Annotated in this window: 12 protein-coding genes; 3 read left to right on the top strand and 9 right to left on the bottom strand. The window is 45.0% G+C overall.

Annotated elements, in window-relative coordinates; genetic code table 11:
• Window positions 1-119: 119 nt before the first annotated feature.
• Together FTT86_RS05815 and FTT86_RS05810 are read left to right on the top strand one after the other, a co-directional pair.
• On the top strand, window positions 120-842 hold the full coding sequence (locus FTT86_RS05815) for a hypothetical protein (RefSeq protein ID WP_005245661.1): 723 nt from the start codon (window positions 120-122) through the stop codon (window positions 840-842).
• A 66-nt stretch (window positions 843-908) separates the two neighbouring features.
• Window positions 909-1616 (top strand): phospholipase D family protein, encoded by a 708-nt coding sequence (locus FTT86_RS05810; RefSeq protein WP_004281281.1) that lies wholly within the window; start codon window positions 909-911, stop codon window positions 1614-1616.
• Between the two features lie 243 nt (window positions 1617-1859).
• Here FTT86_RS05810 and urtE read toward each other — a convergent pair whose 3' ends face one another.
• The 7 genes from urtE to FTT86_RS05775 form a co-directional block, all read right to left on the bottom strand.
• Window positions 1860-2558: an urea ABC transporter ATP-binding subunit UrtE gene (gene urtE / locus FTT86_RS05805; RefSeq protein ID WP_180180796.1), complete on the bottom strand. Its 699-nt coding sequence runs from the start codon at window positions 2556-2558 to the stop codon at window positions 1860-1862.
• A gap of 10 nt (window positions 2559-2568) precedes the next feature.
• Complete coding sequence (urtD, locus tag FTT86_RS05800; RefSeq protein WP_005250261.1) at window positions 2569-3387, bottom strand: urea ABC transporter ATP-binding protein UrtD; 819 nt, start codon at window positions 3385-3387, stop codon at window positions 2569-2571.
• Entirely contained in the window at window positions 3384-4457 is a 1074-nt protein-coding gene (gene urtC / locus FTT86_RS05795; RefSeq protein WP_180180795.1) for an urea ABC transporter permease subunit UrtC, read from the bottom strand. Before urtC ends, urtD begins: the two co-directional genes overlap by 4 nt.
• A gap of 4 nt (window positions 4458-4461) precedes the next feature.
• Window positions 4462-6093, bottom strand: a complete 1632-nt coding sequence (gene urtB / locus FTT86_RS05790) for an urea ABC transporter permease subunit UrtB (protein WP_180180794.1) — start codon at window positions 6091-6093, stop codon at window positions 4462-4464.
• Between the two features lie 95 nt (window positions 6094-6188).
• On the bottom strand, window positions 6189-7469 hold the full coding sequence (gene urtA, locus FTT86_RS05785) for an urea ABC transporter substrate-binding protein (protein WP_180180793.1): 1281 nt from the start codon (window positions 7467-7469) through the stop codon (window positions 6189-6191).
• 357 nt (window positions 7470-7826) lie between these two features.
• Window positions 7827-9707, bottom strand: a complete 1881-nt coding sequence (gene parE, locus FTT86_RS05780) for a DNA topoisomerase IV subunit B (RefSeq protein WP_004281275.1) — start codon at window positions 9705-9707, stop codon at window positions 7827-7829.
• A 1-nt stretch (window position 9708) separates the two neighbouring features.
• Window positions 9709-10302 carry a YqiA/YcfP family alpha/beta fold hydrolase gene (locus tag FTT86_RS05775; protein WP_004281274.1) on the bottom strand — a complete coding sequence of 198 codons (594 nt, stop codon included), beginning with the start codon at window positions 10300-10302 and terminating at the stop codon, window positions 9709-9711.
• 246 nt (window positions 10303-10548) lie between these two features.
• Here FTT86_RS05775 and FTT86_RS05770 point away from each other — a divergent pair, with 246 nt between their 5' ends.
• Window positions 10549-11880, top strand: a complete 1332-nt coding sequence (locus FTT86_RS05770) for a hypothetical protein (RefSeq protein ID WP_180180792.1) — start codon at window positions 10549-10551, stop codon at window positions 11878-11880.
• 53 nt (window positions 11881-11933) lie between these two features.
• Here the strand turns inward: FTT86_RS05770 and FTT86_RS05765 are convergent, their stop codons facing one another.
• Together FTT86_RS05765 and gshA are read right to left on the bottom strand one after the other, a co-directional pair.
• Complete coding sequence (locus tag FTT86_RS05765) at window positions 11934-12461, bottom strand: disulfide bond formation protein B (protein ID WP_180038142.1); 528 nt, start codon at window positions 12459-12461, stop codon at window positions 11934-11936.
• 18 nt (window positions 12462-12479) lie between these two features.
• Window positions 12480-14057 (bottom strand): glutamate--cysteine ligase, encoded by a 1578-nt coding sequence (gene gshA, locus FTT86_RS05760; protein WP_180038140.1) that lies wholly within the window; start codon window positions 14055-14057, stop codon window positions 12480-12482.
• Window positions 14058-14132 lie beyond the last annotated feature (75 nt).

The following is a 14132-nucleotide window of genomic DNA, read 5'->3' as shown; positions in this document are numbered from 1 at the left end:
GCTTTTTAATACTTGGCCATCACGATATTTTGTTGTTATCCAGTTTAATAAGCACAAGTTCTATTTACTTATACGAGCGGCTATGTTTTATTCAGCTAAAAATCATACTGAATAACACCATGTATAAATCTCTATTGTCTATCGGTCTTTTAGGTTTAAGCGCGCACACTTTTGCTGATTCAGATTTTGAAAAAGAGCTCCGTTCAGGCTGTAGCAAAGTGCAAAGCTATGCAAATAATGGCAAGAAATTCTACGACCAAAAACAATATCAAAAGGCTATAGCGCAATTTGAGCAACAAGCCGCCTGGTCATCTTTTTGTGCGATGAATGTAGAAGATGAGGGTACAGCTTTTTCTGAACGTGATATCACCACGGCATTTAATAATGTCGGTTTAAGTTATGCCAAGCTTGGAAATCCGCAGTGGGCACGCGCCTGGTTTTCCGTTTTTCCGAATGCTAAAGCCAGCCAGTTCAATCTGAAGCAATTGCCTGCACCACAAAAACCAAAGAATCTTGCAGGGAAATATGTCCGCTATGCAGGTTTTGGTCAGTGGAATACGATGGAGGTTAAACCAGCTTCTAATGCCTACCAGATTGAGTTTAATGGACTCTATATGGGTTTACGCAGTCTGATTTATGGACCAAATATGGGAGAATTTTTAACCCGTATGTCGCTGAATAAAGCTCAGGCCAATTACAGCGTAGAAGATTGCAAAATTGATTTGAAATTTCAGTTTAACGCTCAAATTGGACAACAGATTGTGGTGAATAGCAACAATCCAATGTCTTGCGGTTTTGGCCATAATGTCTCAGCGGATGGCATGTATTTAAAGGTTGAGTGATTGCTGATTCAGCGATATCTTATTCCCCTATAACAAACATAATATTCAAAATATTACAGGGAAAATATGGCTAAATTTCTAAATACCAGTGCAACCAATTTTTTCTTAGAAGAACTCATTAAAAATGCCAAAGAACGTCTAATTTTAATCAGTCCGTATTTACGTCTCAATGACCGTATTAAAGAATTATTAGAAGACAAAGACCGGTTAAAAATTGATGTTCGGATTGTCTATGGCAAAAGTGATTTGCATCCTGAAGAAATCAAATGGATTCAAAAACTGGACTATGTGCGTTTGAGTTTCTGCAAAAACCTGCATGCAAAGTGCTATCTCAATGAATCGGAATGTATTATTTCGAGTTTGAATTTATATGAATTTAGCCAGGTCAATAACAATGAAATGGGCATTTCAGTTCGTAAGTATGAAGATGATGAGGTTTTTAAAGATGCGTATGAAGAAGCGCAGCGTATTATTCGGATTAGCGAAGAAGTCCGGATCAGCTTAGATGAAGTCAAAGCTAATCCGAACACTGAGGATTTAGGTCAAACTGATGAAGAAGCTAATGCCTTTAGTAAATTGACCACCTCCAAACTGGCTGCCAAATATAAAATTAAAACAGCAGATTTACTTGAAAAGTTAGTGGATAAAGGCTTTTTAAAGCTGAATGACACGGGTAAACATTTTTTAACTGACCAAGGCAAATCCATCGGTGGTGAATACCGTCCAAGTCAGTACGGCGGCTATTTTTTATGGAATGAAAATACGGAGATCTAATCCCTCCATTATTCAAAAAAGAAAATTCCCCTCTCTTTAAGAGATGAGAAGCTCTGCTTCGTAAGAGGAGATTTAAAATTTAATCCCTCCAAACCTCCCTTTCTTACGCTTCGATATAAAGCAGTGCTTATATCTTGCTTAGGGAGGCTTTTTCCCTCTCCTTCTAGGAGAGGATTAGGGAGAGGTAAATAAAGATAAACCCTCATCCCCCGCCTTCTCCCATAGGAGAAGGAGCTAAAAGCCTTAAATCGCCACCAACTCCCGAATACCTTTCTCAGGCATTTCACTGCCCACACCTTGCGCTACAACCTGCCCACGTGCCATCACGGTATAAGCATCAGCAAGTTCTTCAGCAAAATCATAGAATTGCTCTACCAACACAATCGCCATCTCACCCCCATCTGCCAGTTTACGAATGACCCGACCAATATCTTTAATGATTGACGGCTGAATACCTTCAGTCGGTTCATCCAAAATCAGCACACGCGGTTCAGAAGCAAGTGCTCGTGCAATGGCAAGCTGCTGCTGCTGACCACCAGACAAATCTCCGCCACGGCGGTGCTTCATTTCATCCAACACAGGGAAAATTTCATACAAATGCTCAGGCACTCTGCGTGTCTTTGCTCCTTTAAATTTCGCCATACCAATGAGAATGTTTTCCTCCACCGTCAGCGTTGAAAAAATATCTCGACCTTGTGGCACATAAGCCAAACCTTCACGTACACGCTGTTCAGGACTGAGTTTCGAAATGTCCTTGCCATCCAGCAAAATCTGTCCGGATTTAATCGGTAAAATACCCATCAGACATTTAAGGAGCGTGGTTTTCCCCACCCCATTGCGTCCAAGCACCACCGAACATTCACCCACAGGTGCAGTCAATGACACATCACGTAAAATATGACTGCCACCATAAAATTGATTGACGTCTTTGACTTCTAACATCGCAAGCTCCTTAACGCCCTAAATACTTTTCAATGACATCTTCATTGGCTTGTACTTCTGCCAATGTGCCTTCTGCCAAAATTGCCCCTTGCGCCAGTACCGTGACTTTTTCACTAATGGTGTCAATGAAGCTCATGTCATGCTCGACCACAACGAGGGTGTGATTTTTCTTGAGTTCTAAACACAGCTCCGCCGTGCGTTCGGTTTCGGCATCGGTCATGCCTGCTACAGGTTCATCAAGCAAAATCAGTTTTGGACGTTGCATCAGCAACATGCCGATTTCTAACCATTGCTTTTGACCATGTGACAGCAAGCCAGCAGGTTTATTAATGAACTCTTGCAGACGAATCTGCGTCAATGATTCATCCAAAGCATTTTGTGCATCGGGATCGAGTTTGCTAAAGAAACTCTTTTTCACCCGTTTGTCTTTGGGTGCAGCAAGTAACAGATTTTCCATGACGGTGAAATTTTCAAACACGGTCGGTTTTTGGAACTTACGCCCAATGCCTGCTTCGGCAATTTGTTCAGTGCTCATTTTGGCTAAATCGTAGTTTTGCCCAAAAAATGCTGTGCCTTCGGTTGGTCGCGTTTTACCGGTAATCACATCCATGAGGGTGGTTTTACCTGCCCCGTTCGGCCCGATGATGCAGCGTAATTCCCCCTCTTCGATATACAACGACAAATCATTTAAGGCACGAAAAGCATCAAACCAGACGCTTACTTTTTCCAGATATAGCGCTATGCCGTGAGTAAAGTCTGCGCCTTGTTCTTTTGGACGACCATAGCCTTCAGAAGCATGACCACCATGCGGTTGTAGGATCTCGCTCATTCGCTACGCTCCTTTTTAAAACGGTCAAACAGACCAATAATGCCTTTCGGTAAGAAAATGGTGACCACAATAAATAGCGCACCCAAAATGAGTAACCATGCTTCAGGATAAGCCGAGGTGAAATAGGTTTTTACCCCGTTAATGACACCTGCACCAATTAGTGGGCCAATTAAAGTGCCACGACCACCCGCTGCCACCCACACCGCCATTTCAATCGAGTTCACCGGGTTCATTTCACTTGGATTAATAATGCCTGCTTGCGGCACATACAGCGCGCCTGCAATCCCTGCAATCACAGCAGAAAGCACCCAAGCAGAGAGCTTGTACCAAAGCGTGCGATAGCCCAAATATTGCAGACGATTTTCGCTGTCACGAATCGCCCCCAACACACGGCCATAAGGTTTATTCATTAAATGACGTAACCCAACAAAACAGAGCAGCAGTACCAATGCGGTGATAAAGCACAGGCTGGCACGCATAGATGCCGAGGTAATGTCCATACCTAGCATGGTTTTAAAACCGGTAAAACCATTGTTGCCACCAAAGCCGGTTTCATTACGGAAGAACAGTAATGCAGCGGCAAAAGTCATGGCTTGGGTAATAATCGAGAAATACACGCCTTTAATTTTCGAGCGGAAGGCAAAGAAACCAAAAATAAAGGCAATGATGCCCGGTACTAACACCACAAGGGCAAGTGACCAAAGGAAGTATTCAGTCCCCACCCAAAACCATGGCACTTCCGTCCAACTCAGGAAGCGCATAAAGTCAGGAATACCATCCCCTGCAGACTGGCGCATCAGGTACATCCCAAAGGCATAACCGCCAAGGGCAAAGTACAAACCATGTCCTAAACTTAAAATTCCGGCATAGCCCCAAACTAAATCCAGTGCCAAAGCGACCAGAGCCAAACACATGATTTTGCCAATCAAGGTGACCCAATACGCAGATAAATGCAGGGTTGAATCGGCAGGTAACAGGTGTAACCATGGCAATGCCAATAAAATGGCAAAGCATACGGCAATCGCAATGCCACTATGCGGTTTGTCGGATAATAATTGTGTAATCTTCATGTGCTTACTCCACAAAACGGCCTTTGATGGCAAACAAACCTTGTGGACGTTTTTGAATAAACAAAATCACAAGCACCAAGAGAACAATTTTTGCCAGTACCGCACCAATGCCAATTTCCAAGGCGGTACCACTAATACCTAGACCAAGCGCTGCAAGGACTGCACCCCACACCTGACCTACACCACCGACAACCACCACCAAGAAGGCATCAATAATGTAGTTTTGCCCTAAATCCGGCCCGACGTTACCGACTTGTGCCAAAGCACATCCGGCTAGTCCTGCAAGACCTGAACCTAAACCAAAGGCCATCATGTCGATACGGCTTGAACGAATACCGACTGCTCGCGCCATTTGACGATTTTGCGTCACCGCACGGACAAATAGACCAAAACGAGTCTTGTTGAGTAGATAAACCAAAAGCAGTAACACCGCGACCGTAAAGACAATAATTGCAATACGGTTATAAGGCAGCATTAAGCTGGGGGTGATGGAGATGCCACCGGAGAGCCATGAAATATTCGAAACTTCGACATTTTGCGCACCAAAAGTCATGCGTACCAATTGCATCAGAATCAGGCTGACACCAAAAGTGGCAAGCAAGGTTTCCAACTGGCGACCATATAGCGGACGAATCACGGTACGTTCAATCAACATGCCGATCAGCCCACTTACCAAGAATGCCGCAGGAATCGCGGCGATTAAGTACCAATCGACATAGCTGCCCAAATAGCTTTTAAACAGGCTTTGCACTACATAAGTGGTATAGGCGCCAATCATAATGAGCTCACCATGCGCCATATTAATCACACCGAGCAAACCGTAGGTAATCGCAAGACCCAGTGCAGCAAGCAACAAAATACTGGCGGTACTTAAACCTGAAAATAAATGTCCTGTCCATTCACTGGCTTGAATACGGGTTTTAATACTGTTTTTCGCTTCAAGCAAAGCCGCTTTCAGCTCAGGATGGATAGTCGGCTGTGACAACTCATTGTCGATCATCGCCAAGACATCAGGACGATTAGAATCTTGTAAAATTTTTGCGGCTTGAATTTTGACGAGCACATCTGAGTTTTCATAATCCAGACGCGCTTTCAGTTGTGCCAAACGGGCTTTGACTTTATTGTTTTGTTCTTTTAAATACAGCGCATTGATATGTGCTATATCAAGTTCCGCAAGATTGCTTTCATAAATATCAATCGCTTCTAAACGCTCAGAGGCATCATCCGACTTCAACTTGCTTTGTGCCAAACCAAAGGTCAATGCTTTACGCAAGGTATTCACCAAAGTGACTTGTGCAAGGTCGCTTGGCCAATCTGCAACAGCATCTAAACTTGGATAACTGAGCAACTGATCATCGGCTTCTAAAATATAGGTTTGACCATTGGAACCATTATAAAGCTGCTCGTTTTCAACATATTCTGCAAGCTGATCTAGCTGTTCGATACTGCCCGGCCATTGCTTCAGTAAAGCACGGCGCTGGGCAAAATCACCTTGCACAAATTGCTGGATTGCATCTTGTTGTACCGCTATAACGGAAGAGTGTTGTTGTAAAGAAGTGTCTGCTGCTGCCATTTGCAAACAACATATTTGCATAAACAATAGAAAAATAGCGGCGATATTCACGCGAATATTCATTATATTCACCCCTATTAAGGTGGAATTTCATCCATAAAGAAAAGGAAAAAAATCAAAAGAAACCTGCTGCTGATACAGCAGGCTAGAGGCCATTTTTATTTAGGAATATAGGTGCTCCATGGCTGTGCCTGGATGGCTTGAGGCGTCTTATAGACCACATCAAACTGACCATCGCCACGAATCTGACCAATCATGACCGGCTTGTGTAAGTGATGATTGCTTGCATCCATTTTTAGGGTATAGCCCGATGGTGCTTTGAATTCCTGACCTGCCATCGCTTCACGGACTTTATCGACCTCTGTAGAACCTGCTTTTTCAACGGCTTGTTTCCACATATTGATCCCCACATAGGTCGCTTCCATTGGATCATTGGTCACCAGTTTGTCAGCATTTGGCAATTTAAATTCAACGGCGTACTGCTTCATCTTGTTGGTGAATTCGGTATTGACCGGATTCTTCACTGACATGAAATAGTTCCATGATGCCAAATGCCCGACCAGTGGTTTGGTATCAATCCCACGCAGTTCTTCTTCACCGACCGAGAACGCCATCACAGGAATGTCAGAGGCTTTAATGCCTTGGTTACCCAGTTCACGGTAGAACGGTACGTTGGAATCACCATTGATGGTCGAGATCACCGCGGTCTTTTTACCTGCTGCGAATTTTTTCACATTGCCGACAATGGTTTGATAATTGCTGTGACCAAATGGGGTGTACTCTTCCATGATGTCCGCATCGGCAATACCTTTAGATTTTAAGAATGCACGTAAAATCTGGTTGGTGGTGCGTGGATAAACATAGTCTGTACCCAAAAGCACAAAGCGTTCAGCCTTGCCGCCTTCTTCGCTCATCAAGTATTCCACCGCAGGAATCGCTTGCTGGTTAGGCGCAGCGCCGGTGTAGAAAATGTTTTTAGACTGTTCCTGACCTTCGTACTGTACCGGGTAGAACAATAAGCCATTCAGCTCTTCTACTACGGGCAATACCGATTTACGTGATACCGACGTCCATGCACCGAAAATCACCGCGACTTTGTCCTGGGTAATCAGTTGACGGGCTTGCTCTGCAAATAGAGGCCAGTCTGAGGCTGGATCGACCACCACAGGTTCAAGCTTTTTACCCAATACACCGCCATTGTCATTAATTTCTTTAATGGCCATTAAGGCGGTGTCTTTCAGTGAGGTCTCAGAAATTGCCATCGTGCCTGAAAGAGAATGCAGAATACCGACTTTAATCGTGTCACCACTTTCTGCAACTGTGGTTTCTGCGGCCGGGGCTTCTACTTTTTCAGCAGATTTTGAACACCCCGTTAATGCAACAGCCCCTGCCATGCTTGCGGCTAAAATACTTTTTGAAAATAAATTGCGTTGGAACATCAGATTTTCTCCACACTTTATAATGGTGCATTTTTCATGCTTGTCTTGTTGTACATCTGCGTGGAGTGATTCAATTTCTGTGCCAAGGCTTCAAAAATAAAAAAATTTACTTTAACTGGTTTCATTATTTGTATTATGAATCATTGATTTAGTAATACTAAAAAGAATTAAAACTGTATTTAAATGCTGTATCCGAGCTTAACTCTAAGTAGGTTGCGCAAAGAGCAATGAAAACATGGCAGAAGTGAGATAGAAGATGATGTACAAATAAAGTGCAGTATTTTGAATAATTTTTGCACTGTTTTAAAACAAAAAATCCCGCGCTTGCGGGATTTTTTGTTGCTTAAATTCGATAGTTTAAACTACCAAATCAGCCAGATTACCTTTTTGCTCTAACCAGTCTTTGCGGTCACTGGCACGTTTTTTAGCTAATAATTTATCCAGTAAACCTGCGGTATGATGAGCATCATCCAGATCCAGTTGCACCAGACGGCGCGTGTTTGGATCCAGTGTGGTTTCACGTAACTGGCTGGCATTCATCTCACCCAGACCCTTGAATCGAGTAATTTGCGGATTCTTGGTTTTGCATTTTTTCAGGATGCTATTCAGCTCGTCTTCATCCAAAGCGTAGTGCACATCTTTGTTGTCATCGATTCGGAATAATGGCGGCATCGCCACAAATAAATGCCCCTCTTCCACCAGAGTCGGAAAATGCTTCACAAATAAGGCACACAGCAAAGTCGCGATATGCAGACCATCTGAGTCGGCATCGGCCAGAATACAGACCTTGCCATAACGCAGTTCGGACAAGTCATCCGAACCCGGATCAACGCCAATGGCAATCGCAATATTGTGTACTTCCTGCGATGCTAGAACTTCGTCAGAAGAGACTTCCCAAGTGTTTAGGATTTTTCCACGAATTGGCATAATCGCCTGAAAGTTCTTATCACGCGCCTGCTTGGCCGAACCACCCGCAGAATCCCCTTCCACAATAAACAGTTCTGACTGATCCAGATCATGGCCTACACAGTCAGACAATTTACCTGGCAAAGTTGGACCAGCGACAATTTTCTTACGTTCTACTTTTTTCGCAGCTTTTAAACGGCGACCGGCTTTGGAAATGGCCATTTCTGCCAGTTGCATGGCGATGTCAGAATTCTGGTTCAACCACAGTGCAAAGGCATCTTTGGCAATATTCTGCACAATTCCGGCTGCTTCACGGCTCGATAGACGTTCTTTAGTCTGACCTGAGAATTGCGGCTCCTGAAATTTCAGCGACAGGATATAATTGACGCCGTCCCAGACATCTTCGGCAGAGAGTTTCATATTCCGCGGCAGCAAATTACGCAGTTCACAGAATTCACGCATCGCATCGGTGACGCCTGAACGCAGACCATTCACATGCGTTCCGCCTTGTGCGGTCGGAATCAAGTTGACATAAGATTCCTGGACGCTTTCACCCCCTTCGACATTCCAGCAAATTGCAAATTCTGCGCTGGCACGTTCCGCATCGCCTGTGGCAACAAACGCCGGTGCCGGAATAATTTCACGGTCTTCCAGCTCGTCCATCAAATAATCAACCAGACCATTTTCAAACTGCCAGGTGATCTTTTCATCATTGATCTGATCAACATAGTTGATCTGTAAGCCCGCCGCCAAAACAGCTTTGGCTTTGAGATTATGTTTTAAAGCTTTGAGGGCAAATTTAGGAGAATCAAAATATTTGGCTTCAGGCCAGAATTGTACCGTAGTTCCTGATACCCGTTTCGGTGCCTTACCTGCCAGCACTTCAAGCGGTGCAACCGGTTCGCCATTTTCAAAGGCCATTTTATACAGATTGCCCTGACGCTGAACTTCAACCTCTACCCGGGTCGAAAGCGCATTGACCACTGAAATCCCGACGCCATGCAAACCACCGGAAAACTGGTAATTATCGGTGCTGAACTTACCGCCGGCATGCAGTTTGGTCATGATAATTTCAATACCGCTCTGGCCGTATTCAGGGTGAATATCCACCGGCATCCCACGGCCATTGTCTTCGACTGATAAAGAACCATCTTTATAGACCGTGACGGTAATCTTGTTGGCATGTCCTGCCAGTGCCTCATCGACAGCATTATCAATCACTTCCTGTGCCAAATGGTTGGGACGAGAAGTATCGGTATACATGCCCGGACGACGACGGACCGGATCCAGACCAGATAAAACTTCAAGAGATTGAGCCGTATATTGAGACACGTTATTCGGTTTCCTTTTTTATGCAGTCCAATAAAAACTGTAAGACGAACGGAATTTTTTCCGCAAAATCATCCATCCCGTGACTGCCATGCGCTTCAGTCATCAGCATTGCAGGGGGATGCGCAGCACTATAATAACGATGTGCTTCACGATAATCCAAAACTTCATCGCCTTGTTGCAGCAGAACCATTATTTTGTCTGCATCTTGTGCAACCGGCAGGGCCAATTGCTGGAGTTGTACCAGATCTGCCTCATCCAGACACCAGTTTGGATGTACTTGATAAGGCAATTGCTCGTCAAACAGTTCACGAAACAATTGCCATGGTCGCATTGCCGGATTGATCAGTACAGCAGGCACAGCATGCTGTGCGACCAGATGTGTCGCATAAAATCCGCCGAGACTACTGCCCAGTAACGCCACATCATGCATTAATTCAATCAGGCCAGAAACATACGCAATGGCAGCCTTCGGTGACATGTTTAAATCGGGTAAATGTACCTGAATTTCAGGATACTTTGCACAGTAATGTTGCAGCAATTTCCCCTTGATCGAGTTCGAATTACTCTTAAAACCATGCAAATAAATGATATTCATGAACTACCAACAAAAAACCCATCAATCATCAAAATTTAATTTAAATAATGTGAAGTACACTACGTTATAAGACCAGTTAATTGCTTAAATTGTCTGACAAAAAAGCTCAAAATCTTCTCTCATTCTCGTTATTTTAAGCTGAGGCCCTCAAAATCAGGAAACTCAACAAGAAAAAGAATTTATACCGCGAAGTTCTTTAAAAAGAAAGATGGCACCACATGCGGCTCATTGAAAGGACAGGATCAGATGCCAAGTTTGACACCGTTACATGAAACCTATTGTCGATGGGACCGAACCCCGCCGAGTCAGGCCGATGTACTGGAAGGTCTGGCGCAGCTGGTGACTATGCGCTTTAACGATGTGATCCAGGAACTGGTCAAGAGTATTCAACGCGAAATCTTAATGAGTATTTTCGGTTTAAGTGAAAATAATTCAGAAAAGATTCAGAATATTCCTTCAATCGTGCGGCTCTATCAGATGTCTTATGACATGCTGTTTCATTATGGCAATACCCTGATTGCCCCTGCTTTGCGCCAGATTATTGAACGCTTTCCTAAACTGCACAATAAACCGCTGACACCTTCCTTGCATTTTCTGGTCAGTGTCTTAAATGGCATTATCGGGGATTATCTGCTGAAATATCAAAACCCTCTAGCCCTGCCGATGGTGATCTATGACCATTATGGCTCGCTGCAAAAAGGTGAGCTAAGCGGTCGTATCACTTTGTTTGTACATGGCTTATGCATGAACCATTTAGACTGGTCAAATCGCAAATATGAAGGCATTGGGGCAAAATTACTGGCGCAGCGCGACCGCAATACCATGCTCTACCTGAATTACAATACTGGACGCCGGATTTCTGCCAATGGTCGCAGTCTGGCGAATACCTTACAGGATCTGGTTGTTCGCAATCCTAGAATTACCAGTATTGACCTGATCGGGCATAGCATGGGTGGTCTGGTCTCTCGTAGTGCGCTGTTTTATGGCAAGCAGAATGTCTATAGCTGGGTCAATATGGTGGAAAATCTGGTTTGTCTGGGCTCACCGCATCATGGTGCAGTACTGGAACGTTTTGGCTTTAGCTTGCAGGACAAACTTGGACATTTTCCACTGATCCGGCTGCTTGGCCATCTGGTCAATATTCGCAGTAACGGTATTCTGGATTTGCGCCATGGCAGCGTCCGGGATGATGACTGGGAGCATAATCCACTTCGGATCGGCTTTATGGATGATCACCGTAAACCTGCCCCAATTCCCTCGCATATCGATACCTATCTGGTCGCCGGTACCATCGAGTTTGAAAACCGAAAAAACAAGACCTTACATGTAATTGGTGATTATCTGGTCAGTATTAAAAGTGCTTTGGGCGAGCATCCCAATCCGCGTTTCCAGCTCAAAGTCCCCGATGCAAACAAGGCGATTTTTTACGGCCTGAACCATTTTGAAATTCAGTATCATCCGCTAGTGGCCGAGCAGGTGGCGCGCTGGTTCTATCCAAGTGTAGAAGATGAAGCCTTTGATCAGATTCATGAACATGTGATGGATCTGGACAGTCTGGAAGGCATAGCCCTGACCTAAACTGAAGCAAATAAAAAAGCCCTCGATTGAGGGCTTTTTTATTAAATACGGAATTAATATTTATCTCTGAGTCGTTTAACCGGTGCCTTTTTATATTTACGCAGTAGTTGCCACAGGCTAATCAGCAATAAAATACTGAAAAAGATCAAAGACCAGACAGGCAAGGATTGACCCAAGAAGGTCCAGTCAATCGCGGCACATTCCCCTGAACCATTTAAGACCTGTTGCAGTACAGACTGCATCGGCAGGGTTTCCAGCCAGTATTCCAGACCGGGACCACAGCTCGGCACCTGATCCGGGGGCAGGTTCTGTAACCAGACATGACGCGCAGCCACGCCCACAGACCACAAAATACTGAGCGAACCCAGCAAGGCATATAGCCGCTTCATGAGATTAGATGCGGGATTATGCAGGAATGCGATCAGTGAGATGATCCCGAGTCCGATTAATCCGACACGCTGAAACACACAGAGCGGACAAGGCGCCAGACCTTGTACATGCTCAAGATATAAGGCAAATGCCATGCCGATGACAGCAGCCAGAAACAACATACCACTCACGAAGCGATAACTCCATTGCATGGTGAATCCCCTTATTTTTTATCGATATTGGGCTAAATAATCAGCAAAACTGATGCTGCTATCTTGCTCGAGTTGCTGTTGCTGCTGCAATGACTTTTGTGACATTTCTTCAAAATAAGCCAGTGTTTCCGGACTGAGCTGATGTTCTTCATAGACACTGCTGTGCTGCTGTGCCAGATGTTGGCCAAAATGCCACATCCCGCCCTGTTCACGCGTATCACCCACCACCAAGGCAGACAAGGTGGCATCGACTTCATCGACCCGGATCATCATGGTTTTTAATGCATCGGTATAGAGAGTACTGTCATAGGCCGAATTTAACAGCTTGGCCAAGGGATGCATGCGCTGCAAATGTATGGCACACCAATCCTCAATCGGATAAGACTGGCCATTTTCCATAATTGCGGCATTTGGCGCACGACCACGGTTCACTACTTCGGCCTGATTCTGCTCAATAATATCCTGTTCATGACTGAGTAGTGCCGGACTATCTTGCAATAAACAGTACAAGGCTAGCACTTCAAGGAAACCGGCCGTATCTTCATTAATGCCAATCGGGCTGTATGGATTGACATCGACTGCGCGCAGCTCGACATAGGCAATCCCACGATTTTCCAGTGCCTGTGACGGGGTTTCACCCGCGAGTGGCACCTGTTTCGGGCGCACTAAGCTGTAATATTCATTTTCGATTTGCAACACATGATCATTGATCTGGATCGGCTGGCCATTGGCATCATCTAGTCCCAGACGACTAAACGGTTTATACGGCGTTTTAACGGCTTTTTGCAGTCCGTCCAGATAGTCCTGCAAATTATTGTAGTGAATACCGAGCTGTTTCTGCGCAGAGTTTTGATAGCCAAAACGTCCCATACGCAGCGCGGTCGCATAAGGCGAATACAAAGTGCCTTTCACCAATGGCAGCAAGAAATGATCACGGCCAGTCATAAAGCACTGGCAGACTGCCGGACTGGCCCCGATCAGGAACATCACCAGTGGGGTCAGACGAATAAAGTTACGGATCAGGCCCATATAGCGATGGCTGCGATAATCCTGCAAGCTCAATGCTTTCAGCGCTTCGTCCTGTTCCTGCTGTTGCAGTGCCTCGAAGAGATGGTCCGGGAAAGACAGGTTGTAATGCACGCCTGAAATCGTCTGCATACGGCGGCCATAACGCACACCTAGACCATGACGATACAAGGTTTTAAACAGACCGATATTCGAGCTGCCATATTGTGCCAGCGGAATGCTGTCATCGCGGCTGTCCAGCATACACGGCATCGACAAAGGCCAGAGCTTTTCATCATTTTCCAGATGACGATGCACAATCGCATGAATATCGCTGAGATAGTCCAGCGCTTTTTTAATACTGTCCTGTGGCGGAGTAATAAACTCCATCAACGCTTCAGAATAGTCCGTGGTGATATGTGGATGAGTCAAGGCTGAACCCAAGGCACGAGGATGCGCTGCCTGTGACAGGAAACCATCACTTTGCATACGCAAGCTTTCACGCTCGATACCACGCAGCATGCCTTTGATGAGTGACGACTCGACCCAGGTCGGTAATACATTTTGGGAAGTCGATTCAGGTTGACTCATTACAATCTCGCTTAAGGGGGCTAAATTATTAAATTAAAATCATCGGTTTAATCAGTATAACGTGATTTCGTGCCG

Source organism: Acinetobacter sp. YH01021 (assembly GCF_013420255.1).
Classification (GTDB): domain Bacteria; phylum Pseudomonadota; class Gammaproteobacteria; order Pseudomonadales; family Moraxellaceae; genus Acinetobacter.
Note: the sequence above shows the minus strand (reverse complement) of the source record. Positions and strands in the feature narration are given on the sequence as shown.